This is a genomic window from Acinetobacter sp. ABJ_C4_1 (assembly GCF_044538495.1).
In the GTDB taxonomy this organism is placed as follows: Bacteria; Pseudomonadota; Gammaproteobacteria; order Pseudomonadales; family Moraxellaceae; genus Acinetobacter; species Acinetobacter nosocomialis_A.
Window position 1 is genome coordinate 67,890 of sequence record NZ_JBIUCQ010000002.1, and the last position, 24,232, is coordinate 92,121.

The 24,232-nt window shown below is 36.9% G+C and carries 21 protein-coding genes; 5 read left to right on the plus strand and 16 right to left on the minus strand.

The window, feature by feature from the left end:
• Positions 1 to 71: 71 nt before the first annotated feature.
• Complete coding sequence (locus tag ACIF8R_RS03250; RefSeq protein WP_311071049.1) at positions 72 to 1,040, plus strand: DUF4882 family protein; 969 nt, start codon at positions 72 to 74, stop codon at positions 1,038 to 1,040.
• Between the two features lie 55 nt (positions 1,041 to 1,095).
• On the opposite strand, the gene ACIF8R_RS03255 is transcribed toward ACIF8R_RS03250, so the two are convergent.
• Complete coding sequence (locus ACIF8R_RS03255) at positions 1,096 to 2,205, minus strand: S-(hydroxymethyl)glutathione dehydrogenase/class III alcohol dehydrogenase (RefSeq protein ID WP_311071050.1); 1,110 nt, start codon at positions 2,203 to 2,205, stop codon at positions 1,096 to 1,098.
• Positions 2,206 to 2,433: 228 nt separating this feature from the next.
• Complete coding sequence (locus ACIF8R_RS03260) at positions 2,434 to 4,305, minus strand: phage capsid protein (RefSeq protein WP_396479052.1); 1,872 nt, start codon at positions 4,303 to 4,305, stop codon at positions 2,434 to 2,436.
• A 183-nt stretch (positions 4,306 to 4,488) separates the two neighbouring features.
• Here ACIF8R_RS03260 and ACIF8R_RS03265 point away from each other — a divergent pair, with 183 nt between their 5' ends.
• Positions 4,489 to 5,649 (plus strand): catalase family protein, encoded by a 1,161-nt coding sequence (locus ACIF8R_RS03265; protein WP_396479054.1) that lies wholly within the window; start codon positions 4,489 to 4,491, stop codon positions 5,647 to 5,649.
• A 92-nt stretch (positions 5,650 to 5,741) separates the two neighbouring features.
• Here ACIF8R_RS03265 and ACIF8R_RS03270 read toward each other — a convergent pair whose 3' ends face one another.
• Together ACIF8R_RS03270 and ACIF8R_RS03275 are read right to left on the minus strand one after the other, a co-directional pair.
• Complete coding sequence (locus ACIF8R_RS03270; protein ID WP_396479056.1) at positions 5,742 to 6,107, minus strand: hypothetical protein; 366 nt, start codon at positions 6,105 to 6,107, stop codon at positions 5,742 to 5,744.
• A 784-nt stretch (positions 6,108 to 6,891) separates the two neighbouring features.
• The gene (locus ACIF8R_RS03275; RefSeq protein WP_396479058.1) at positions 6,892 to 7,359 is read right to left on the minus strand and encodes a hypothetical protein; all 468 of its coding nucleotides are present in this window, start codon (positions 7,357 to 7,359) and stop codon (positions 6,892 to 6,894) included.
• 434 nt (positions 7,360 to 7,793) lie between these two features.
• Between ACIF8R_RS03275 and ACIF8R_RS03280 the strand changes: the two genes are divergently transcribed.
• Positions 7,794 to 9,353, plus strand: coding sequence for a phospholipase D family protein (locus ACIF8R_RS03280; RefSeq protein WP_396479060.1), 1,560 nt, complete (start codon positions 7,794 to 7,796; stop codon positions 9,351 to 9,353).
• 9 nt (positions 9,354 to 9,362) lie between these two features.
• Here the strand turns inward: ACIF8R_RS03280 and ACIF8R_RS03285 are convergent, their stop codons facing one another.
• From ACIF8R_RS03285 to adeR, 3 genes are all read right to left on the minus strand, one after another.
• Positions 9,363 to 9,950 carry a uracil-DNA glycosylase family protein gene (locus ACIF8R_RS03285; protein ID WP_396479062.1) on the minus strand — a complete coding sequence of 196 codons (588 nt, stop codon included), beginning with the start codon at positions 9,948 to 9,950 and terminating at the stop codon, positions 9,363 to 9,365.
• Positions 9,951 to 10,045: 95 nt separating this feature from the next.
• Positions 10,046 to 11,131, minus strand: coding sequence for a two-component sensor histidine kinase AdeS (adeS, locus tag ACIF8R_RS03290; RefSeq protein WP_396479064.1), 1,086 nt, complete (start codon positions 11,129 to 11,131; stop codon positions 10,046 to 10,048).
• Complete coding sequence (adeR, locus tag ACIF8R_RS03295) at positions 11,121 to 11,852, minus strand: efflux system response regulator transcription factor AdeR (RefSeq protein ID WP_311087617.1); 732 nt, start codon at positions 11,850 to 11,852, stop codon at positions 11,121 to 11,123. Before adeR ends, adeS begins: the two co-directional genes overlap by 11 nt.
• A 143-nt stretch (positions 11,853 to 11,995) precedes the next feature.
• Here adeR and ACIF8R_RS03300 point away from each other — a divergent pair, with 143 nt between their 5' ends.
• A complete protein-coding gene (locus ACIF8R_RS03300; protein ID WP_396479066.1) occupies positions 11,996 to 13,162 on the plus strand; it encodes an efflux RND transporter periplasmic adaptor subunit in 1,167 nt (388 codons plus the stop codon).
• Positions 13,159 to 16,266, plus strand: coding sequence for an AdeB/AdeJ family multidrug efflux RND transporter permease subunit (locus ACIF8R_RS03305; protein WP_396479068.1), 3,108 nt, complete (start codon positions 13,159 to 13,161; stop codon positions 16,264 to 16,266). The genes ACIF8R_RS03300 and ACIF8R_RS03305 overlap by 4 nt, the downstream gene beginning before the upstream one ends.
• Before the next feature lie 73 nt (positions 16,267 to 16,339).
• On the opposite strand, the gene ACIF8R_RS03310 is transcribed toward ACIF8R_RS03305, so the two are convergent.
• The 9 genes from ACIF8R_RS03310 to ppk1 form a co-directional block, all read right to left on the minus strand.
• The gene (locus ACIF8R_RS03310) at positions 16,340 to 16,576 is read right to left on the minus strand and encodes a hypothetical protein (protein ID WP_396479070.1); all 237 of its coding nucleotides are present in this window, start codon (positions 16,574 to 16,576) and stop codon (positions 16,340 to 16,342) included.
• 251 nt (positions 16,577 to 16,827) lie between these two features.
• On the minus strand, positions 16,828 to 17,004 hold the full coding sequence (locus ACIF8R_RS03315; protein WP_396479072.1) for a hypothetical protein: 177 nt from the start codon (positions 17,002 to 17,004) through the stop codon (positions 16,828 to 16,830).
• Between the two features lie 579 nt (positions 17,005 to 17,583).
• Complete coding sequence (locus tag ACIF8R_RS03320) at positions 17,584 to 18,636, minus strand: dipeptidase (protein ID WP_396479074.1); 1,053 nt, start codon at positions 18,634 to 18,636, stop codon at positions 17,584 to 17,586.
• Between the two features lie 16 nt (positions 18,637 to 18,652).
• Positions 18,653 to 19,807 carry a pyrroloquinoline quinone biosynthesis protein PqqE gene (gene pqqE / locus ACIF8R_RS03325; RefSeq protein WP_396479076.1) on the minus strand — a complete coding sequence of 385 codons (1,155 nt, stop codon included), beginning with the start codon at positions 19,805 to 19,807 and terminating at the stop codon, positions 18,653 to 18,655.
• On the minus strand, positions 19,804 to 20,088 hold the full coding sequence (gene pqqD / locus ACIF8R_RS03330) for a pyrroloquinoline quinone biosynthesis peptide chaperone PqqD (protein WP_396479078.1): 285 nt from the start codon (positions 20,086 to 20,088) through the stop codon (positions 19,804 to 19,806). Before pqqD ends, pqqE begins: the two co-directional genes overlap by 4 nt.
• Complete coding sequence (pqqC, locus tag ACIF8R_RS03335) at positions 20,085 to 20,843, minus strand: pyrroloquinoline-quinone synthase PqqC (RefSeq protein ID WP_396479080.1); 759 nt, start codon at positions 20,841 to 20,843, stop codon at positions 20,085 to 20,087. The genes pqqD and pqqC overlap by 4 nt, the downstream gene beginning before the upstream one ends.
• Positions 20,844 to 20,851: 8 nt before the next feature.
• The gene (pqqB, locus tag ACIF8R_RS03340; protein ID WP_263613723.1) at positions 20,852 to 21,763 is read right to left on the minus strand and encodes a pyrroloquinoline quinone biosynthesis protein PqqB; all 912 of its coding nucleotides are present in this window, start codon (positions 21,761 to 21,763) and stop codon (positions 20,852 to 20,854) included.
• 75 nt (positions 21,764 to 21,838) lie between these two features.
• Positions 21,839 to 21,913: a pyrroloquinoline quinone precursor peptide PqqA gene (pqqA, locus tag ACIF8R_RS03345; RefSeq protein WP_001982218.1), complete on the minus strand. Its 75-nt coding sequence runs from the start codon at positions 21,911 to 21,913 to the stop codon at positions 21,839 to 21,841.
• Positions 21,914 to 22,136: 223 nt separating this feature from the next.
• Entirely contained in the window at positions 22,137 to 24,212 is a 2,076-nt protein-coding gene (gene ppk1, locus ACIF8R_RS03350) for a polyphosphate kinase 1 (RefSeq protein ID WP_396479082.1), read from the minus strand.
• Positions 24,213 to 24,232 lie beyond the last annotated feature (20 nt).

Consider the following 24,232-nt stretch of genomic DNA (forward strand, 5'->3'; position numbering starts at 1 on the left):
ATTTAAAAACTAATAATAACTTTTTATCAATACTTTCTAAGAACTTAATACTTAACTTTATAGGAACATCTATGAAAAAAATAGGTATCGTTGCAGTTAGTGCAATTACATTATGCTGGGCCATGTATGAAGTATCTTCTGATAAGACCAATACAACACTGCGTAATGAACCCGGCCAAAAAGTAACACCTAAAAAAGTTACAGCCAATACAAATAATGAAAAGCTGGCAACTCAAATGCTATTGGCTCAAACTAACTCCCTTAATTCTGCCCCAGTCTGCCAATATAATTTTGATGCAACTCAAGAAGATTATGATTTATGGAATAGTGAACATTCTGATGAATTACCAATGAAGAAGTTTCCACTTATTGAGGGACAAAAGTTCGGTTTTAAAATAAATCCGATTGCAGAAGATAATTACGATTACTTAGCGTATATAGCAAAAAGTAAAGCAAAATTGACTTCAAAAAGTGAGATGGGAGATTTCTTATTGCCTCAAACAGGCATAATTGCTTTAGAGATGGAGCTTAAGGTGCCAACAATAGCACCGGGTAGCTCATCATTTGGGAACTCGTCGTATATATCCCATATCACTTTTACAGGTACAACAAATAATAATTATACGATTAGTTCATTTTATAATTTTAATATTGGAACTTATGATCCTGATTTTGGTGAGAATCCCGCTAGTTTAAATTATTACTTAACATCTCGAGTTAGTGATAATAATGGTCCAACAAATATGTATTACAAAAATAAGAATATGGTAAATAATTCTAATGAGTATCAACGCTTAGGAATATATATTAACCAAGATACTAAAAAAGTTGGTTTTATCTTTAATGGGGTCGATGAAGGATATCAATTTACATTACCTTCTACACTTCAGAATGCGGGTTTTACACTTTATGAAAGTGTAGGAATCTTTTCTACGAACTTCTTTGGACAAGAGTTAACTGCTGAACTCATTACTGACCGTAATGCGCTACAGTTTAACTACCCTCAGGGTACAACTGACATATGTGGTAATGCCATTTAAAATGTAAAACTATTAAGCGTAAAAAGGGCTGAATCACAGCCCTTTTTTATTTCATTTAGAAATGAATGACTGTGCGAATTGATTTACCTTCGTGCATTAAATCAAAAGCGGTATTAATGTCTTGTAAAGGCATGGTATGAGTCACAAAAGGTTCGAGTTGAATTTCACCTTTCATAGCATCTTCGACCATTTTAGGAAGTTGTGAGCGGCCTTTTACCCCACCAAACGCAGTACCTAACCATTTACGGCCTGTAACTAGCTGGAACGGACGAGTTGAAATTTCTTGGCCTGCACCCGCTACACCAATAATGACAGATTGTCCCCAACCACGATGTGCACACTCTAGAGCCGAGCGCATAACATTGACGTTACCAATACATTCAAATGAGTGATCTACCCCCCAGCCTGTCATTTCTACAATGACTTGTTGAATAGGTTGATCATAATCTTTTGGATTTAAGAAATCTGTAGCACCAAACTGTTTAGCAAGTTCAAATTTATCTGGGTTAGTGTCTACTACAATAATACGTCCTGCTTTTGCCTGACGCGCACCTTGTACAACAGCTAAACCAATACCACCTAAGCCAAATACCGCAACTGAATCACCTTCTTGTACTTTAGCTGTGTTATGCACGGCGCCAATACCAGTCGTCACACCACAGCCCAGCAAGCATACTTGCTCGTGATTTGCCTCAGGATTGATCTTAGCTAAAGATACTTCGGCTACTACCGTATATTCACTAAAGGTTGAACAACCCATATAGTGGTAAATCGGCTCACCATTATATGAAAAACGTGTGGTGCCATCCGGCATAACGCCTTTACCTTGAGTGGCACGTACAGCAACACACAGGTTAGTTTTTCCAGATTTACAGAATAAGCATTCTTTACATTCTGCTGTATAAAGCGGAATAACATGATCACCCGGTTGAACACTCGTTACACCTTCACCGACTTCAACAACCACACCTGCACCTTCATGACCTAAAATTGCTGGGAAAACACCTTCAGGATCATCACCAGACAGTGTAAAAGCATCGGTATGACATACACCAGTATGGGTAATCTTGATTAAAACCTCTCCCGCTTTGGGTGGTGCAACATCAATTTCAACAATTTCTAAAGGTTTTCCTGGAGCAAAGGCGACAGCTGCACGAGATTTCATCTTTGGGTTTCCTTTATATCATTCGGTATTTATAGTCGAGCAAATTAGATAATGTAACGCTAATGCAAAAGCTTAATTTTGCTTGAATTAAAATTGGCTTTCATCGCAATCCATCACAGCATAGCCAGTCAGATACGTCTAAGCAAGCCCGTGTTTCAAAAAGAAGAAGCCTCTTATGTTAAGAAGCTTCTCTGATCAAATCATTTATATTAAACACTTTATATTTACTTATAGGTAAATATCCGGTGGATATGGTGTGTTATCGCTAATAGGTGTATAGAGCGTATTTTCAACAAAGAAGCCGTCTGGAGCTTGAGTAGTATCGATTGTAATCGAATCAAACATCACTTGCGGGTATGCCCAGATAAATTGCTTCATTAGCCCTAGAGACACATTGTTTTTCATATCCCCAAAAATCCGTTGCCAGATTGGTGTGCGATACGGTTTGTTTTTATCGAACCCGTAGATATAAGCAATAGATGCATCTGGTACGAAGCCTGATAAATAAGCCACTTTATTTACAGGATAGCCTAAATCTTGAGTTGGTATTTGTGAAACAGCCTGATGAGCTAAATCTAATTTAGCCTCTAAAAGCCAATCATAGGCTTCAGTCATGATGTAATCAAAATTTGGATAAGAATAGTGTTCACTTGGATAGTTGATATAAGTTGCAAGAGTTTGTATTGGAGAACGAATAGATGGGAAAAAGATTAATGGACACACTTGGGCATTTGCATATTTTGCTTTAATCGCTGTTCGGATATCTTGGCAGGTCTGCCCTAACTTATTTCTTAACCATGTTTTAAATTCATCATACGGTGTTCCTGTTTTATTCATCGCCTCATAGATTGTTCCTAAGTCTGGCGCATATAAGCCTGTATCTGCATTAAAAGCTAACTTAGTTGGATAGTCATAGACACATGGTAAGTTTGTATCAGTGTTATACCACCACCAAGGCTCACCAATTTGCATGTTGACATCACATCCACCCGTCACCATGGTATCTGCAAACTCAATAAAAACTTTATGTAAGTATGCCAAAGCATTTTGATCGCTTAAACTGAAGAAATAACTTGGAGGCTGGTAGCCTGTTTTACCCAAATTACTATTCCAGTCGCGCTGTGCCCAGAACTCATTTGCTCCTAGCGAATACATTTCAAAACTTACCCCAAAAACGGGTTGCATATTTGCATTATGCAGAGCTTGGGCATATTTCTCATGCCATTTACGGGTACATGGGTTAACAACATCTTGTCCGGTCACTAAGGTATCTGGAATCTGAAATCTATTAATATCACTTCTCCAGATCATTTCAGGATAGTGCGACATACCACAATAATGGTTAATAAAACCGTGATATCCCAAAGCAGCCATGTTATCGACGATTCGTTGTGGATTCAGATCGTAATGGTCGTCATAGCTGGTACACAAACCATAATTATGCTGAGGTACAACCACTCGGCTTAGATTTAATTTTGCATTTGCACCTGTCACGACTGAATTAGTAATGCGAATATAACCATCTTCCGCCTGACTTAAAGGCAATGACGAATGTGCGTTATAGCTACTTGTAAACGCTGAAAATGAAATTCGCTGAATATTGGTCACAGGAAAGCTATCTGTGGCCGAAAAACCTGCTTTGACTGTATCCCAATTAATATGAATATGGGCAGATCTTGAAGATGGACTATTCGCATAGTTGAACAAAACAATATACGCAATTTTATCTACCCCATTATCGTTATAGTAAACCGTTAAAGTTGGGGTTAATGACTCATTATTTAAAACAGGCATAGACGATGACAGCTCAATGTCAAAGTCCCAAATCACACCCGAATAGCTATACTTGGTTTCATAAGCTAGCAATTTATGATTTTTAGAGTCGTAAGAGTCCCAACTAATACCAGCTAAGTCTGTGGTCATGCGTGAGCGGAAAGATGCTTCAAAACCATTGCCATAATTGGTAATGGCAAAAGACATGCTTTGTGGGCCATCTATTCTCCAATAGCTTGGGCTGAACCGATCAATAAGTATATTTTGAGTAATGGGATAAGGTGAAACAGTAGAATTATTTTGTACATTTTCTGAATTATTTATCATGTCATATTGCTCTTAATGGTTTTAAGAAGCTTTATATTAAATAATAATTTTAATTATATTGTTCAGATAAGTAACAATTGAGTTTAATCTATTAACAGTAGATAATTCTTATTGTCTTTAAAATAATATGAAAATAACACATTATTTTAATTCTAAAGTGGACTTTGCAATAAGGAGCAATGAATGCCAAATTTTTCTCAGTTAAGGCACTTTAGAGTATTACTTATTTTTACTCCAGCGCTATCATTATTAAGTGGTTGCAGTGATAACGCATTTTATAAGAATACTAAACCTACTGTTATTTCTTCTAGTATTGCAAAATCTTACTCAGAGCCAGACACATATTTGGGTGAAAAACTTCAGCCAAATGAAAAGCTGACAGCACAACAAATATCGACAGTTATTGAAGAATCTATCCGAAAAGAATACTCATCAGGCCAAGCCTTAAGAGATGCACATCCTAAAGCACATGGCTGTGTTCGTGCCGAGTTTCATGTACTTAAAAATATTCCAACTCAACTCGCAAAAGGTGTATTTGTTCCCGATAAAAGCTATGAGGCATGGATTCGCTTTTCGAATGCTTCCAAGGATGCTTCTCAAGCGGATATTGAAAAAGATGCCCGTGGCATGGCTATAAAAGTTTTAGGTGTACCCGGCGAGAAAATTTTAGAAAGTGAAAAAGAAGCCACAACTCAAGATTTTATCATGATCAATCACCCAGTCTTTTTTGTGAATGATGGGCAAAGATATCTGTCTTTTATACATGATATTAATAGTGAAAGTACTTTTAGAAAGCTTCATATTCCGTTTGCTTTAGGACTTAAAGGAACAATGAATGCCTTAGGAGCGCGTAATTCTAAAATTTCTAATCCTTTATATGCACGTTACTGGTCTATGGTGCCCTATCAACTCGGTTTGGATAGTGACCGTCAAGCTGTTAAGTACTCTGTAAGAAATTGCTCAGCGGTGTCTACAGCTCTACCTGATCATCCAAACCATAATTTTTTAAGGGAAGCTTTAAAAGATAGCTTGCAGAAGCAAGAGGTTTGTATGGAATTTTTAATACAACCAAGAACTTCAACTCAAATGCAAGTTGAAGATGCAATGACAGAATGGAAAGAAAAAGAAGCTCCTTTTTATCAAGTGGCGACTATTCGTATTCCAAAGCAAGACTTTGATACGCCTGAACAAAATCAATTTTGTGAAAATCTTTCCTTTACGCCTTGGCATGCTTTACCTGAGCATAAACCTTTAGGTGCAATAAATAGAATGCGTAAAGTTATTTATGAAAATATAAGTAAAGTCAGACATGACATGAACTCTGCACCTCGACAAGAACCTTAGAAATCAAGTAGTCATCACTTAAATATAAAAAGAACTGCCGATAAGTAAGGCAGTTCTTTTTATATTTTTATTTATTAGAAATAGCTATATGGTTAAGGTCTACATATCAGTTTTTCAACAATAGAGCTGGGAATGGCTAACCTCTTTTTTATTGTGTAATCTCCTTTACTTGTATCGATAGTGATTCGATCAATGAAATCTGCTAACCATAAAATAAAATCTTCCTCACTTTTATAGTTGGGAAGCAAACTAATATCGAACCTAAAAGGTAGTTCCTCTTGAAAGTTAAGAAGAGAACCTCCGAAATCAAAAAAATTATATAAAAACTTCAACTCAGTACCCTTAATGGCTTTTTTTATTTCTATGATTAAATTATTTAAGTTTTTCAGATGATTGTTCGTGTGATCTTGTTTAATATTTTTAGAAATTTTTTCTGCTAATAGTAAGTATTTTGGCATTTCTATCTCCTTATTAATTTCTTATAAAATATGAGTATAAAATCAAAGTTATAAAAATAAGTTTTTAGTTTTTATTAAAATGTTATTTATTTTTAAATTTAATACAAAACTATGTAAGTTGAAACTATTTATTATTTTAAATTGTGATCTACTTTAATTTATATTCCAAGTAAATTAATAGGTTTTATATGAATCATAAATAAGCTCAATATTTTTTAATTATTGAGCTTATCTTTAATTTACTTAATATGATTAAAAGTATAATAATTTAATCTTAAGTCATTTTATGGGAATTCTTCATTTTATGAATTTTCCCACATTTCCTGCACTCTCTTACTTCATCATGTGAAATATCAAAGTTGTATTCCCAGATGTGCATACAGAAAAACTGTCTAAAATTATGGAGCATAGACACCTCCTTTTAAAAAACCAACACATATGAAAGTTCTTTAGGTTCGGAATACATCTAGACTAAACTGTCTACAAGAGAGCCTTTTACCCTATCTTTTTTGAAAAATACGAGAAAAGCTCGGGTTCAATGGAAAAAGAATGTATTTTAAAATTTTTATATCTCCTTCATGAGTGAAGATAATTAAAAACTAACATTGATTTCTGTATCTGTTTTTATAGCGAACAAGTAAGTTATGTTCACAGTGAAAACTTATGTGAATAGATCCATATCGACATAGATTGTTAAGATCAAAAAAACCGCCCCAGAAGGCGGTCGCTGAATTTTGACAGCGATACATAGAAGTGTGGTGGAAACACTTCTATATTCTTTAAGTTATTTTTCTTCGTTTATAATTTTCATGAACGCTTCTGATTTAAAGTAATTAATGATGAGCTCACCTTCATCATCTGTCTGGACGGCTAATGGCTGAGTCTTAGCGCTATCAAATTCACAGTTAAATTTAAAATCTGGAGGAATAAACTTTGAAATAGGAGGAAGTTGAGCCTCTCCACCTGTAGTCATTCTTTCTATAAATCCTGCTAACCATAAAATATATTCATCCTTATTTTTATGGCTAGGCATTAGGCTAATATCAATTTTAACAGTGCATTCATCTAGGGGCTTTGTCAGACATTCTTCGAAGTCAATAAAGTTATATTTCAGTTTAAATTTTGTACCTTTAATCTCTTTGCGGATTACGCCTATTAAGTTATTCAGGTGTTCCGTGGGACTATCCGAGAAAAGATCTTGTTCTTCAATTTTCTTATATACCTTTTCAGCAATCATTAAATATTGTGGCATTTCCTATCTCCTTTTCCTTCCTATTCTTGGGAGGTTGCTTACTCAGCTTTTTAAGGAAGTATGATAGAAATCATGTGTTTTAATGTAGTTGTTATTGAACTAATTGTAAGTAATGTGAATTTGTGCAGCTCGATTATTTATTAAAGCACAACTTATAAAAATAATGAGAATTACAACACTATTTTATCGATAAAACTCATAAATTATCGAAATAATTTCTTGCAGTAAAATGCAGCTCACATTGTCAAAATGATCATTGAATAGACCTGTTATTATGGTTTGAAAATATCATTTAAAACAATGTTTTATATAAATTTTAATTTTATGGTTTTTTTGAATACAACAAAATCATACAGTTATTGTGATTTTTGACATATAAATTGAATATAAGAATGCTCTGATAGGTCTAACTTGGATGCAAATTAAATGCTTACATGATCAATCAGCTATATCAGCAATATAGTAATATGGCCTTAAGTGCTTGGGGTTTTACTGATTTACCTTCTTATACAGATAGATATGATCCTAATGAGAAAGATATAGTGATAAAGACAAATAACTGGTTGAATGATGATGCAGCAGAAGAAAAAACGCGTCAGGGTCTTACCGCCTTTGTAGCCCTTGATGATGCATTTATGAGTATCGCCTCACGTATCTATTTAATTAGAAATGCCAAGGAAACGATAGATTTACAATATTACATTTGGACCAATGATTTTGTGGGTAACCTCATATTGCATGAATTGCTTAAGGCGGCAGATCGAGGTATTAAAGTTCGACTGTTAATTGATGATCAAAACGGCATAAAACTTGATGGCATATTAAGAAGTCTCTCACAGCATACCAATTTTGAAATTAGATTATTTAATCCTTATAAGTTTCGATATCTACGCATTTTTGACTATATTTTTCGCTTCAAAAAAGTAAATCACCGTATGCATAACAAGCTCATTATTGCAGATGCTTCGATTGCAGTAACAGGTGGTAGAAATATTAGTAGTGAATACTTTGAAGCAAGCAGTAAGTTTCAATTTACAGATATGGATATTTTGTTCTATGGAGACGCCGTAAGACATGGCCAAGCTGTATTTGCCGATTTTTGGGAAAGTACCTTAAGTGTAAATGCAACTACCATTATTGGAACTTGTGCTGAGCATCATTTAAAAGCTTTAAGAGAGCATTATGAACAATTACACCATGAAGACCATAGTCTCACTGAAGATAAGCTTTATGATGCGCAGAGCTATTTAAAAGAGCTTTTAGAGCATAACCCTATTCAGTGGTCTAAAGCACACTTTGTAGCAGACTCGCCCAAGAAGATTTTGGGTACTGCAACTGAACATGAAATGCTTTATGGGCAAGTCATGTCTATTATGGGTAAACCTAAGCAGCACTTAGAACTCGCTTCGGCTTATTTTGTACCGACACAACAAGGTACTTATTATTTAAAGCAACTGCGAGTTCAAGGAATCAAAGTTCGTGCTTTAACCAACTCTTTTGCTGCGAATGATGTTGCGATCGTACATGCTTTTTATAGCCAATACCGCGTAGAAATGCTTAAAAATGGCATTGAGCTTTACGAGTTTAAACCTGTGTTAGAACGGCGACGTAGAACTTGGTACGAAATTGTAACGGGTAGTGTTATACCAGCAAAAGGTAAAAACAAATCAAGTTTGCATGCTAAATTTTTTGATGTAGATGGCAAAGTATTTATTGGTTCTTTTAACTTTGACCCCCGCTCTACTTACTTAAATACCGAAGTTGGCTTAGTGATTGAGTCTAACCAATTACAAACCCAAATTTCCGTTATGTTAGATCGGCATTTGCCGCAAGTAGCCTATCAACTAAAACTAAATAGCCAAGGACAAATTATCTGGCTAGATTATCAGTCAAATGGGCAAGTTATTGAATATGATAAAGACCCAGGAACTAGTCGCTTTCAGAGAACAATGATTAAAGCTGTTTCTTACCTGCCCATTGAATGGATGATGTAATTTTGAATATTACAAGAATCCAATTTCACTAAAGAATTTTTGATACGCTTCTGCTTTCTTCTCAAGAGCTAATGGATATGCTCTAGAAGAGGATGGTAACCGATATAAATGAATATTACGGTCTGCAAAGTAAGTTGATGTCGATGTCCCAATTAAAGGTTTTTCAGTGTTTTCAGGTAAAACCGAAATTAAGGTATCAGTGGCTTTGTCACCTGTCGTCATAATCGTCTGACATAAAGGAATTTGCTGAAGTAAAGCAGCCAAATCTGTTGGAGTCACAATTTCCAGAAATTTATCGGAAGCATTACCTTTGAGGCGTTTAATTTGATAAGCCGTATCGAAAATGGCTATACCTGTTTCAGTTAAGAAATTTCGGATCCGTTCTTCATTAAATATTTTCTGATTTTCACTTAAAAAATAGGTTTTATCTTGGAAGAAGATTAAGCCAAAAATTCTCCACATGTCATTTTGAAAGTTTGGATAGTAAAAGTCCATCTTCCATTTATTACGGGGCGGCGGAAAACTCCCTAACATTAATAAGCGGGCATTTTCAGGTAAAAATGGTTGTAGTGGATGGGTTTCTATCTCAATTATCATAAAAAATCAGTATTTACTTTAAAAATCTATAAGTAACTTAACGCATTTTTAGGTTAATCACGAGTCAAGAAATGCAAATTCTGTTAACGAAAGCGTTAAGTTATTTCATTTCCCTCTTGTTGAGGAATGCTAATTTTAAAAATACTGTGTGAATTTTGGTTGATGTAATCAACCTGCCCTTTATGTGCAATCACCAGCGCTTGTACAACTGAAAGTCCTAAGCCAGTTCCGCCTAGCTCTTTATTTCTTGACTGCTCAAGCCGAAAAAAAGGATTAAATAATTCTTTATGGTGCTCAGCTGAAATACCTGGTCCTTCATCTTCTATTTCTAGCACCCAATCATGTTGATGATATTGGGTTGAAATTTTTAACTTGCCCGGATTTGCATATCGCGTGGCATTATCAAGTAAAGCAATTAAAACTTGTTCTATTCGTCTATGATCACATTTCACTTCTGGTACCTGAATATTGAAAGTTACTTTAAGTTGAGCAGTCTGTAGTTTTTCTTGAAACATGTGCACGACTTTATAGGCAGTCTCATTAAAATTAATCCTTTCAATATTAAGTCTGAGTTGCTGGTTTTCAAAAAGACTTAGAGTACGTAAGTCTTCCACAAGGTTCGATAATCCTTCAACTTGACTCAGTAAATTTTTAAATAAAGCCGGCTCGGGTTTAAAGACACCATCAATAATACCTTGTAGCCGTCCTTGTAAAATTGTGACAGGTGTTCTTAGCTCATGGGCAATGGCAGCATTCCAGACATGAGCGTTCTGTACAGAAGTTTCAAGCTTTTGAGCCATATCATTAAAATTATGCATCAGTTCAGCAATTTCGGAAGTATGATGCACAGGGCTGTCCACACGTGCAGATAAATCACCCTGACTAATTTTTTTTGCTGCATCTGCTAATAGATTAATCGGCACAATAAAACGTTGAGCAAGTTTGATACCCAAAATAATTGAAAATGCCGTACCAAACAAAAGCACGGCGAATAACCATACGCCGTCTAAATAGTGGAAAAATTCATCGCTTTCTTTTAATTTTTCCAGAGAAATAAGACCAACTTCGATCGCAACATAATAAGTACCATAACCTAATATGAGCGAACTCAACGTAACAATTAGACTGGTAAAGCTAAGTGCAATAATCAGTTGTTTGCTAATGCCGGTTTTATTTTTCATGCGGATTATCCAAACGGTAGCCTACCCCACGAACATTAATTAGCATGTTCTCTAAACCTAGCTCTTCCATTTTCTTTCTTAGTTTACTGACATGGCTATCAACAGTACGCTCAAGCGCATCACGATCTGGTAAGCAATGATTCATCAGTTCAGAACGAGTAAAAACTTTATGTGGATGAGGTAGCATCAATAGCAAAATCTTGTATTCAGTCAGGGTTAAATTAAGCGCTTGTTGCTTATTACCTAAATATATATAAGCAGTATGAATTTCGGTATTAACCTCAATATTTTTATAAATCAGATTGCGGTTAGACATTTGTTGGTTTTGTTGAGTACGTCGTAGTACTGCTTGTACACGTGCAACCACTTCATTGGGATTAAATGGTTTTACGACAAAGTCATCTGCCCCAATTCTTAGAGCCATGACTTTATCAATTTCTTGATCTAAAGCAGTCAGCATAATTACAGGTGTAGCTGCTTTTTGCCGAATTTTATTTAGAACTTCCCACCCACTTAATTCGGGCATTTTTATATCGAGTATGACCAAATCAATAGGCTGAGTTGCATGTATTTCAATGGCCTGTTTACCATTCATGGCACGTACGACACGCATGCCTTCGCGTTTTAAATAATGCTCAATAATATCGCCAATATCATAGTCATCTTCTACCACAAGAATAAGCTTATCCTGACAATTAAACGTAAAGGTTGACTCAAACATAGCAATAAAACGCGAGAAAAATTTGATTTATGATACGCGCATTTTTCTATAAATCTCCACACTTTTTCCACACATTAGTGATTTTTGTTACACACACATCAAAAATAATGCCAGCATCTAGAAATCCATTAGGTGTTACAAAAGTGCAGAAGCATTTTTTAGTTCCATTCATATTCTCAATTAGTCTTGTTTTACATGGCTGTGGTAAAGAACAAGCGACAGATCAAGCTCAAGCAACAGAAGCTAAAGTGACTGTTTTAGCAATTCAGCCGCAGTCTGTGAATTTTAGTGAAAACTTACCTGCGCGTGTTCAGGCTTTCCGTACAGCCGAAATTCGTCCTCAGGTAGGTGGTATTGTTGAAAAAGTTCTGTTTGCACAAGGTAGTGAAGTTAAGGCTGGACAACCTTTATATAAAATAAACTCGGAGATTTTTGAAGCTGATGTAAATAGTAATCGAGCTGGCCTAAACAAAGCTGAAGCAGAAGTTAATCGTTTAAAAATACAACTAGAACGCTACCAGCAACTCTTACCAAGTAATGCAATTAGTAAGCAAGAAGTAAGTAATGTTGAGGCGCAGTATCGACAAGCGATTGCAGATGTTGCTCAAATGAAAGCTTTGCTGGCTCGTCAAAATCTTAATTTACAGTACGCCACAGTGCGAGCACCAATTTCGGGTCGTATTGGTAAATCATTTGTGACCGAAGGTGCTCTAGTCAGCCAAGCTGATAGCAATACGATGGCTACCATTCAACAAATTGACCGAGTTTATGTCGACGTAAAACAGTCTATTGGTGAATATGAGCGCTTAAAGGCAGCCTTACAAAGTGGAGAATTATCTGCCAACAATCAAAAAGGTGTGCAAATTTTGAATAGTTTGGGACAACCTTATAATGTGTCGGCAAAAATGCTTTTTGAAGATATTAATGTTGATCCTGAAACGGGTGATGTCACCATCCGTATTGAAGTGACCAATCCTGAAAGAAAATTACTACCGGGCATGTATGTTCGCGTTAATATTGAACGCGCTTCTGTTCCACAGGCTTTACTTGTTCCGGAACAAGCTATTCAGCGCAATATGAACGGCGACCCACAAGTTTATGTTGTAAATGCCAAAGGTGGTGCAGATATACGCCCTGTAGAGCTGGGCCAACAATATCAACAATTTTATCTCATCAATAAGGGCTTGAAAGCTGGAGATAAAGTTGTCGTTGAAGGGATTGAGCGTATTCAGCCTAACCAAAAGCTAGCGATTTCAGCATGGAAAGTCGCCTCGGCAGAAAATACGGTGAAGCAAGGAGATGCTAAATGATGTCTCAATTCTTTATTCGCCGGCCTGTTTTTGCATGGGTAATTGCGATTTTTATTATTTTATTTGGTGTACTGAGTATTCCAAAGTTGCCTATTGCACGCTTTCCAAGTGTTGCACCTCCTCAGGTTAACATTACGGCAAGCTATCCTGGCGCTACTCCCAAAACGATTAATGATAGCGTGATTACGCTCATTGAACGGGAAATGTCGGGAGTAAAAAACTTACTCTACTATAGCGCGACAACCGATTCGTCAGGAACCGCTGAAATTACTGCAACGTTTAAACCCGGCACTGATGTCGATATGGCTCAGGTCGACGTACAAAACAAGATTAAAGCGGTTGAAGCTCGCTTACCGCAAGTTGTTCGTCAACAAGGTCTAGCAGTCGAAGCATCGTCTTCAGGCTTTTTAATGCTGGTCGGTTTAAACTCACCTAACCATCGTTATTCAGAAGTCGATTTAAGTGATTACTTAGTTCGTAATGTGGTCGAAGAGCTTAAACGTGTTGAGGGTGTCGGAAAAATTCAGTCTTTTGGTGCTGAAAAAGCAATGCGGATTTGGGTTGACCCCAATAAATTGATTTCTTATGGTCTATCGATTAGTGACGTAAACAATGCGATTCGCAGCAATAATATTGATATTGCACCAGGTCGGCTTGGTGACCGCCCTTTAGTTAACGGGCAGCTAATTACAGTGCCTTTATCTGCTCAAGGGCAACTCGAAACAGTTGAGCAGTTTAAAAACATTAGTTTAAAGAGCAATATTAGCGGTGCTCATATTAAGTTATCGGATGTAGCCGATGTAGAAATGGGCGCGCAATCGTATAGCTTTGCAATTTTAGAAAATGGTAAACCTGCAACGGCTGCGGCAATTCAGCTCAGTCCTGGTGCAAATGCAGTAAAAACAGCCGATGCGGTAAAGCAGAAACTCGATGAATTAAAAGTAAACTTACCCGAAGGAATGCAATTCAGTATTCCTTATGACACTGCACCTTTCGTTAAAATCTCGATAGAAAAAGTAGTTCATACCTTACTTGAAGCCATGGTGCTGGTTTTTATTGTGATGTATGTATTTCTTCATAATGTTCGCTATACCTTAATTCCTGCGATCGTGGCACCAATTGCCCTGCTCGGCACCTTTACCATCATGCTTTTGACAGGTTACTCAATTAATGTGTTGACCATGTTCGGTATGGTGCTTGCAATCGGGATTATTGTCGATGATGCGATTGTGGTGGTCGAGAATGTTGAACGGATTATGGCAACTGAAGGCTTATCGCCTAAGGAAGCAACCTCTAAAGCCATGACAGAGATTACCAGCCCAATTATTGGTATTACCTTGGTGTTAGCGGCTGTATTTTTACCAATGGCTTTGGCAAGTGGTTCGGTTGGTATTATCTATCGCCAATTTACGATTACCATGTCGGTTTCAATTCTATTCTCGGCATTTTTAGCTTTAACCTTAACTCCTGCACTTTGTGCAACCTTGCTAAAACCAATTAATGCACATCATCAAAAGAAAGGATTTTACGCATGGTTTGATCGAAGCTTTGATAAAGTCACAAAAAAATATGAAGTTATTCTTTTAAAAGTAGTTAAACATACGATTCCGACATTCATTATTTTTGTAGTGATTACAGGCTTAACTTTTGCCGGTATGAAATATTGGCCAACTGCCTTTATGCCTGAAGAAGATCAAGGCTGGTTTTTAACTTCGTTCCAATTGCCTTCTGATGCAACTGCAGAACGAACTCAAAAAATTGTCAAAGAGTTTGAAGGTCATCTAAATGAACAGTCCGATGTAAAAAGCAATATTTCAATTATGGGTTGGGGATTTAGTGGCGCTGGCCAAAACGTCGCGCTCGCTTTTACAACCTTAAAAGATTTTGGTGAACGTGATAAATCTACAACTGACTATACCAACTTTGTTAATGCAGAAATGGCGAAAAGTAAGGAAGGTACAACGATGTCTGTACTTCCTCCAGCCATTGATGAGTTAGGTACCTCTTCAGGCTTTAGCTTGCGTTTACAAGATAAGGCCAATTTAGGAATGCCGGCTTTAATTTCGGCGCAAAATAAACTCATGGAAATGGCCGCTCAAAACAAAAAGTTTTATATGGTTTATCCAGAAGGCTTGCCACAAGGTGACAATATTAGTTTGAAAATAGACCGTGAGAAGTTAAATACCTTAGGTGTTAGCTTTGCTTCTGTTTCAGATATTATTTCGACTTCTATGGGGTCTATGTATATCAATGACTTCCCAAATCAGGGTCGTATGCAGCAAGTTATTGTTCAAGCCAATGCACAATCGCGCATGCATTTAAAAGATATTTTGAACTTGAAGGTTGCAGGCGCAAATGGACAACTGGTGTCTTTATCTGAGGTGGTTACTCCACAGTGGAACAAGTTGCCGCAGCAATATAATCGATATAATGGCCGTCCTTCATTAAGTATTGCTGGGGTTCCTAATATTGGAGTTTCTTCAGGCGATGCAATGCGAGAAATGGAAAAATTGATTGCCAAACTTCCTCAAGGAATTGGCTATGAATGGACAGGTATTTCTTTGCAAGAAAAACAGTCTGAATCGCAAATGGCATTTCTAATTGCTTTATCGATGTTGGTCGTATTCTTAGTGTTAGCTGCACTTTATGAAAGTTGGTCAATTCCACTCTCCGTTATGTTGGTTGTTCCTTTAGGTATTTTTGGAGCTATTTTGGCCATTATGTTAAGAGGAATGCCAAACGATATTTTCTTCAAAATTGGACTGATTACCATTATTGGTTTATCTGCCAAAAACGCGATCTTAATTGTTGAGTTTGCAAAAATGCTTAAAGAAGAAGGTATGAGCTTAATTGAGGCGGCGGTTGCGGCAGCGAAGCTACGTTTACGTCCAATTTTAATGACTTCCCTTGCCTTTACTTGTGGTGTGATTCCGTTGGTAATTGCAAGTGGTGCGAGTTCAGAAACTCAGCATGCTCTAGGGACTGGTGTATTTGGAGGTATGATCTCTGCGACAATTCTGGCTATATTTTTCGTACCGGTCTTCTTTATTTTTGTGTTGGGAGCCGCAGAGAAACTATTTTTAAAGAAGAAAACTAATCCATAAAACTGATTGAGGCGAAACAGTTAAGTGTTTCGCCTCAATCATTTCTTTTATATTCATGCTAAAACCAAATTGTTTAAGAGTTTAAGACCTTAAAAACTTTACCTGTTCTTGGATGAGCAAAAGTATTGTCTTGATCTAAATTGATGACTTTGTCTGAAATCACAATCTTGGAAAGTGGTAACCAGTTTTGTTCTATTTCAGTTGAAGCCAAACTTTTTTCAAGTGCATTTTCAAAAATTTGCTCGACCACAATTTCCATACCACACATACTTTTTGCATTAACTTCTTTTAAAATATGACGTTTAGACATTTTAGTCTCCATTTTTTATTCTTAACGTTAAAAATAATAAAGGGTGTTTTGCTACAACATGTAAAATTTAGCATTTGAAGTGTTTTTTTTGTTTTAAACATATTTATTTAATAATTAAATGAATAGTGAAATAATTATGTAAAATAGGAATTATTATTAAAATAGCTTATAAAAAAGCTTCCTTATTTTAAGTAAATTTAATTTATAAGAGCATATTTAAAGGGTCCACGTATGAACCCCTTTATTTAACTTTAAACCTGTACAGCATTGTCGAGTGAATTATCATCTTTGTTTTTATTATTATCCTTACTAATCAATGAGTCAGTATCGCTATCGGTACTAAAGCTCTTACTGTTTTTTTGCTTCTTCTTGTACACGCACATGCCAATAGCAATACCTGTTCCTAGTACTAAAATTGATTTTAACATTTTGCACCTCTTCAGTTGACGGAGAAACTTTTGAGAAATCAACTTAAATTAATAGCACATTCTTTGTTATTTAAGGGCTTTGATTTGAACCGCTTTTGTAAGGTATTTAATTTTTATGTTAATTGAAGATTGTAATAGTTTCAAAAATAAATTTTGATACAAAGCAAAAAGCCTATTCTAAAAGTGGAATAGGCTTTCTACTGTATTTCAGGATTAAGCAGTATTATTAATTGCTTTAAGCAATCTTATTTATCTTTAAATACAATTCCAATGTATTTAATGCTGAACTTTTAGTCAAGATGGGAAAGGGATCATTTGCAATTAATTGGTCATTCTTGTGATGAGATTCACATTTTATAATTGAGCAATAAAAAACGCCCATTTCTACTTCTCATAAAGAAATGGGCGCACGTGAAAACCACTAAAGACCTGAAATACCAAATGTTCTTACATTTAGTAATATCGATTCTAATTAATTTACCGAATGGTTGACAATTAAACCATTTGTACTTTTTTTAGTCATTTCGGCCAATAAAAAATGCAAAATAATTCGCTATTTTCAATATGTTTAGCAATGAATTATTTACTTAGAATGCGATTTAGTACGGTTAACCAGTTAGAAAAACAAATTTTTTCTATAGTTTCATCTGAATAATGCCTTTTTTGCATTGCTTCAATGAGTAGGTGTAGCCCCCTCACATCTTCAATTTCATGGCTAATGAGTGCTCCATCAAAGTCGGAACCAAAACCGACATGATCTTCCCCCATTTGATCTATTAAATATTCAAGATGCTCTAAAAGTACATCAATGGGTGTGTTGGCATCACGTTGCCCGTCTTTACGTAAAAAAGCCACATCAAAATTTACCCCAACTATGCCTTTAGAGTCTCTGATCGCTTTGAGTTGGTCATCTGTTAGGTTTCTGGCTTGTGGGCATAAAGCATGGACATTAGAATGAGTCGCAACAATCGGCTGTTGAAGAATGTCAGCTGTATCCCAAAAAGCTTTTTCATTCATATGAGAAACATCAATCAGCATTTTTTTATCAGCACAGCGTTTTATAAATGCTTTACCATCGTGTGTAAGGCCAGCTCCCGTGTCAGGTGAATGGGGAAACTTAGCATTTAAACCATGTCCAAAACGACTAGGTCTATTCCAAAGCGGCCCGATACTACGAAGTCCAGCATCGTAAAATACATCGAGTAAATCTGGATTGTGCTGTAATGCTTCGGCGCCTTCCATATGCAATACAATGGCTAACTTTTGTTTTGCTAAGCAGTTCTGAATATCCTGAACAGTTGTGCAAATTTGAATATCGTTAGAATATTCAGCCAGTTGTTTTGCTAAATCGAGTTGTTCCAGACAAATTTGTTCAATTTGCTGTTGCGTGAAGTCAGATGAAGTTTGGTCAAAAAGCTTATTAGGATGGTGCTGCTGAACATAGGTAAAAGGTGGCAAGAAAATAGCAAACATTCCACCCACAAAACCCGCTTCTTGACAGCGTTTTAAATCGAGATGCCCTGCTAAACGTTCCTGAATAAAAGCTTGAGCAGGATTGCTATGATCGCTTAACCAAAGGCGCGTTAGTACATCATTATGACCATCAAAAACAGGAACTGAGCTATGGTTCATATTTACGTTCTCACCGCTATTCATCTGCAATATTTTGAACAGGAATGTTTTGCTGAACCGTAAATTGCTTTGAATTTTTAGTGTTACGGAACACCAGTTTTTCTAGAGAGGAATCGAGTTCACTCTCGGCACGTGCCTGTTCAATCAGCTGATGATATGGCGATTTACCACAGACAGGGTCTGCATTGCTTGCATCGCCTGTTAACATATAAGCTTGGCAACGACAGCCGCCAAAGTCGCGGTCTTTATCTGGACAACTACGACAGCCTTCTGGCATCCATGCATCGCCACGGAAGTGATTAAAACCTGTAGATTTATACCAAATATTGGAAAGGCTTTGCTCACGAACATTTGGGAAAGAAATAGGCAGTTGTCTAGCAGCGTGACAAGGTAAAGCCATACCATCTGGCGATACCGTAAAGAAAATTTTACCCCAGCCATTCATACAGGCTTTTGGTCTTTCTTCGTAATAGTCAGGCACCACAAAAATAAGTTTGCAAGGATGATTTTGCGCTTTTAACTTGTCGCGATATTCATTGGTAATACGTTCGGCACGTATGAGTTGTTCTTTTGTTGGTAATAAACCCTGACGGTTTAAAAATGCCCAACCATAAAACTGACAAATTGCTAGCTCGACTGTATCGGCATTAAGTTCTAGACAAAGCTCGATAATTTTATCAATTTGGTCAATGTTATGCCGATGGATCACAAAATTAAGAACCATCGGATAATCATATTTCTTAACAAGTCGGCACATTTCATACTTTTGTTCAAAAGCATGTTTCGAACCTGCCAAAGCATCATTAACGACTGGGTCACTTGCTTGAAAGCTAATTTGAATATGGTCTAGGCCAGCTTGTTTTAAATGGGAAATACGCTGTTCGGTAAGTCCCATACCAGAGGTAATTAGGTTGGTGTAGAACCCAAGTTGGTGCGCATGTGCCACAAGCTGTTCCAGATCTTGACGCACTAAAGGTTCACCACCCGAAAAACCGAGTTGTACAGCACCCATTTGACGTGCTTGATCGAAAACATCAAACCACTCTTGGGTGGTCAATTCATTTTTGTGCTGTGCGTAGTCTAAAGGGTTTGAACAATATGGACATTGTAGCGGACAACGATACGTTAGCTCCGCTAGTAGCCATAGGGGTAAACCAACACCATTGGTCATATAAAATCAATCCAGTGCTGTTGCTGGGCAACTAACATGTAATCAATAACATCGTTGTCAATTTCGGCTATATCGCCAAATTGTTGCTTGAGTTGGGCAATAATGGCAGAAACGTTATTTTTTCCATCAATATACTGTCCAATGGCCCCTGCACTTTCATTTAACTTGATCATGCCTTCAGGATATAAAATTACAAAGCCATTTTGAGCGGGTTCAAATTGGAAACGGTAACCTTGTCGCCATGTCGGCACAAGATTTAAATCAAATTGCTCTTTATTCATTTAAATAGTCCTTTGTGCCATACCCGTTCTTTGGTCACGCTATGATACGGTGCTTCATTATGTACATATGCTAGTGTTAAGGCATCTAAAATGCTCCATAAAATATCCAGTTTAAACTGTAATATTTCCAGCATTCTTTGTTGTTGCTCATGGGTGGTAAATGAATCAAGGGTGATTGTTAAACCATGTTCAACATCACGGCGTGCTTGACTTAAACGAGAGCGGAAATATTCATAGCCCTTGTCATCAATCCAAGGATAATGCTGTGGCCATGACTCAAGTCGTGACTGATGAATTTGAGGCGCAAATAATTCGGTTAAAGAGCTACTTGCTGCCTCACGCCATGATGCACGGCGCGCGAAATTTACATAGGCATCTACGGCAAAGCGTACACCCGGTAAAACCAATTCTTCGGAAATAATTTGTTCACGGCTCAAACCAACAGCTTCTGCTAAACGTAGCCAAGCCTCTCGGCCACCACCATCAGGATATTCACCATCCTGATCAATCATGCGTTGAATCCATTCCTGACGCACGCGCTGGTCTGGGCAATTTGCCATGATCGCGGCATCTTTGAGTGGAATATTGATCTGATAGTAGTAGCGGTTTGCAACCCAAGCCTGAATTTGTTGCTGGGTCGCTTTACCTTCATACATCATCACATGAAATGGATGATAGATATGATAATACTGACCTTTATCAATAATGGCTTGTTTAAATTGTTCGGTTGTTAAAGCTTCAGGTGTTTGTGTCATAGCGCACCTTAGAGTTCGATCTGCATGCCGTCATAGGCAACCTCTACACCATTTGCTTTTAGTTCGGCAAACTGAGCGGAGTCTTCATTTAAAATTGGATTAGTATTGTTAATATGGATCAGCACTTTTTTGGGTGTATTGAGTTGGTTCAAATAAGATAGAGAGCCACCTTCCCCACTAATATATAAATGCCCCATTTCACGACCAGTTTTTTTACCTACACCCGTTTGTTGCATTTCGTCATCGGTCCAGAGTGTACCGTCAATCATGACACAATCAGAACTTTGCATAATCTGCATGATTTGATCGTCAATCTTTCCAAGCCCTGGCGCATAAAACAACTGTTTTTGTGTTTTATGATCTTTGATGATTAAAGCAATATTGTCGCCCTCATGCGGGTCATGGCGATGTGGCGAGTATGGTGGTGCAGCGCTTTGAATAATTAAAGGTAAAAATTCTAAATTTTCGAAACCATCAATTTTAAAAGCTTGTTTAGGATTAATTTCATTGTATTGAAGACCGCCATTCCAATGCTTCAACATGTTAAAGACTGGAAAACCTGTGGTCAGGTCTTGATAGACCATTTCAGTACACCACACATTCATTGGACAGCCTTCGCGTAAAGTTAACAGTCCAGTGGTATGGTCAAGCTGGCTATCCATTAAAATAACGTTGGTAATGCCCGTGTCACGTAATTTACGCGCAGGTTGAGCTGCTTTAAAGTCAAATAATTGCTGGCGGATATCTGGTGATGCGTTTAATAAAATCCAGTCTACGCCATTTTCTGAAATCGCAATTGAAGATTGAGTACGTACTTTGGCATTAATCGTACCTGTACGCACACCATGACAATTAGGACAATTACAGTTCCACTGAGGGAAGCCGCCTCCAGCCGCTGAACCTAAAATATAAATATACATAAAATTAATATCTTATTAGAAAGACATAAGCCCTAGAACAAAACTAGGGCTTATGACAGATTTGAATAGAAATAATTAACGTGCTTCAAAGTACATTGTTACTTCAAAACCAATACGTAAATCAGTGAAAGCTGGTTTTGTCCATTGCATAAATTTTTCTCCAGTCAGGATTAATCTTGTGAAATGAATCACTTGATCAAATCTTATAAAGCAATTAAAAATTTATTCTAATTAAAAATGTCACGTTTGTAGATAAGCGTGGCACAAGATATTGTTCGATAATTGTGTTTTTTGTCCAAATTTTAATAACTCCTTATCAATTAAAGGTGATTAAAAGGCCATAGCAGATGTATATTCTGCTATGACGGATGTTTTACACGGCTGAGTTCATTAAGTGTTGCTGCGCAATATAAAGCTCTTGCCCCTCTTTAGGCTGACATTGCACCCAAGTTCCATCGGCTTGTAGCTCCCACGCTTGACGATTATCTTTTAGATAATTGTTTAGCCCATCTTCAATCACTTGTTTCTTTAATTTTTTACTTTCAATTGGGAAACAGGTTTCGATACGAGAGAACAAATTACGTTCCATCCAGTCTGCACTAGCGCAAAAAACTTTTGTATCACCATCATTATAAAAATAGTAAACCCGAGTATGTTCTAAATAGCGTCCAACAATTGAACGTACTCGAATATTATCGGACAACCCTGCAACTTGTGGTCTTAAACAGCAAATTGAGCGAATAATTAAATCAATTTGTACACCCGCTTGGGAAGCTTTATAAAGCGCGCTAATGAGCTGTGGTTCAGTAAGCGCATTCACTTTAATGATGATGTGTGCTTTTTTGCCAGCAAGGCTATTTTTAATTTCTTGTTCAATAAGCTCTAGCAACTGAGAGTGCAAGGTAAAAGGTGCATGAAAAAGTTTTTTAAGCTTCGCCATTTTGCCCATACCAGTCAGTTCTTGGAAAATCTTATGTACATCTTCACAAATTTCAGCATCACTGGTAAGCAGGCCAAAATCGGTATAAATTTTGGCATTCACCGCATGATAATTGCCTGTACCTAAGTGGACATATCTTTTCATTTTGTCTTGTTCACGGCGAACGACCAAAATCATTTTAGCGTGAGTTTTATAGCCAACAATGCCATACACCACAACCGCGCCCGCTTCTTGCAATACGTTGGCTACTTCAATATTGGACTCTTCGTCAAAACGTGCCCGTAACTCAATGACCGCAGTAACTTCTTTTCCATTACGCGCAGCTTCTGCAAGAAGTTGAACGATTTCCGAGTTGGCGCCACTCCGGTATAAGGTTTGTTTAATTGCCAAGACATTTGGATCTTGTGCAGCCTCACGAAGGAACTTGATAACAGGTGCAAAAGAGTCAAATGGATGATGAAGTAAAACATCGCCTGCTTTTAACACATCAAAAATTGGCTTTTTGCTATAGAGAAGTTTTGGTAAAACTTGTTGATACGGTTTATAGCGTAAATCTGGCAAATCAAAGTTTGAAATAAAACGGGCTAAGTTGACAGGACCATCGACGTAATAAAGATGTTCAGCATCTAAATCAAATTGTTCTAATAAATAGTTAGCAATTTCTTCAGGACATTTTTTTGCTACTTCCAAACGAACCGCTTGGCCAAAACGGCGTGAAGACAATTCACCCTTTAAAGCTGCAGCTAAGTCTTCTACATCTTCAGAAACTGTTAAATCGGCATTTCTGGTTACACGAAATTGGTGGCAGCCTGTCGCTTTCATGCCGGGGAATAAATCGGAAATGTGCTGATGAATAATAGCCGAGAGCAGAATGTAATGCTCTGCACCACCAGAAATATGTTCTGGAATTTTAACAAGTCTTGGTAACGAACGCGGTGCCGGTACAATAGCTAAATCAATTTGGCGTCCGAAAGCGTCTTTACCTTCCAAAGTCACAATAAAATTAAGACTTTTATTAACTAACCGCGGAAATGGATGCGCAGGGTCTAAACTAATTGGTGTGACTACAGGTTGTACTTCTTTAAAAAAGTATTCTTTAATCCAGTCTTTATGCTTTTCTAATATATCGCCGTGCTGAATAAAGTGAACGCCATAGCCTTGTAGCTGTGGCAACAACGTATAATTTAAAATGTTATATTGCTCTTCAACGGCTTCATGAGCATTTTTCGAAATTTGCTTTAATACTTCTGCTAATGGCAAACCTTCTGGTCCAGTTGCTTGACTCATTAAGCTAATTTTCTGGATTAAACTCGCCACACGGATTTCAAAAAACTCATCCAGATTACGCGAAAAAATTATTAAAAAATTTAAACGTTCAAGTAATGGGTGTTCAATATCTTTGGCCTGAGCAAGCACTCGCTTATGAAACTCTAATAAAGAGAGTTCTCTATTAATATATGTCTCTAAATTATGCTGGTTTGAGCTAGATAAAGTAGGTAATGATGTCATTCTTGACTCTTATAATTGAT

Bases quoted from the DNA above. Each gene is read 5' to 3' on its own strand.
- ACIF8R_RS03280 (WP_396479060.1), top strand. From the start codon at position 7,794: ATGATCAATCAGCTATATCAGCAATATAGTAATATGGCCTTAAGTGCT.
- ACIF8R_RS03275 (WP_396479058.1), bottom strand. From the start codon at position 7,359: ATGCCACAATATTTAATGATTGCTGAAAAGGTATATAAGAAAATTGAA.
- ppk1 (WP_396479082.1), bottom strand. From the start codon at position 24,212: ATGACATCATTACCTACTTTATCTAGCTCAAACCAGCATAATTTAGAG.
- ACIF8R_RS03315 (WP_396479072.1), bottom strand. From the start codon at position 17,004: ATGTTAAAATCAATTTTAGTACTAGGAACAGGTATTGCTATTGGCATG.
- ACIF8R_RS03260 (WP_396479052.1), bottom strand. From the start codon at position 4,305: ATGATAAATAATTCAGAAAATGTACAAAATAATTCTACTGTTTCACCT.
- ACIF8R_RS03250 (WP_311071049.1), top strand. From the start codon at position 72: ATGAAAAAAATAGGTATCGTTGCAGTTAGTGCAATTACATTATGCTGG.
- pqqE (WP_396479076.1), bottom strand. From the start codon at position 19,807: ATGACCAATGGTGTTGGTTTACCCCTATGGCTACTAGCGGAGCTAACG.
- pqqC (WP_396479080.1), bottom strand. From the start codon at position 20,843: ATGACACAAACACCTGAAGCTTTAACAACCGAACAATTTAAACAAGCC.
- adeS (WP_396479064.1), bottom strand. From the start codon at position 11,131: ATGAAAAATAAAACCGGCATTAGCAAACAACTGATTATTGCACTTAGC.
- ACIF8R_RS03320 (WP_396479074.1), bottom strand. From the start codon at position 18,636: ATGAACCATAGCTCAGTTCCTGTTTTTGATGGTCATAATGATGTACTA.
- ACIF8R_RS03305 (WP_396479068.1), top strand. From the start codon at position 13,159: ATGATGTCTCAATTCTTTATTCGCCGGCCTGTTTTTGCATGGGTAATT.
- pqqB (WP_263613723.1), bottom strand. From the start codon at position 21,763: ATGTATATTTATATTTTAGGTTCAGCGGCTGGAGGCGGCTTCCCTCAG.
- ACIF8R_RS03265 (WP_396479054.1), top strand. From the start codon at position 4,489: ATGCCAAATTTTTCTCAGTTAAGGCACTTTAGAGTATTACTTATTTTT.
- ACIF8R_RS03270 (WP_396479056.1), bottom strand. From the start codon at position 6,107: ATGCCAAAATACTTACTATTAGCAGAAAAAATTTCTAAAAATATTAAA.
- ACIF8R_RS03285 (WP_396479062.1), bottom strand. From the start codon at position 9,950: ATGATAATTGAGATAGAAACCCATCCACTACAACCATTTTTACCTGAA.
- pqqD (WP_396479078.1), bottom strand. From the start codon at position 20,088: ATGAATAAAGAGCAATTTGATTTAAATCTTGTGCCGACATGGCGACAA.
- ACIF8R_RS03310 (WP_396479070.1), bottom strand. From the start codon at position 16,576: ATGTCTAAACGTCATATTTTAAAAGAAGTTAATGCAAAAAGTATGTGT.
- adeR (WP_311087617.1), bottom strand. From the start codon at position 11,852: ATGTTTGAGTCAACCTTTACGTTTAATTGTCAGGATAAGCTTATTCTT.
- ACIF8R_RS03255 (WP_311071050.1), bottom strand. From the start codon at position 2,205: ATGAAATCTCGTGCAGCTGTCGCCTTTGCTCCAGGAAAACCTTTAGAA.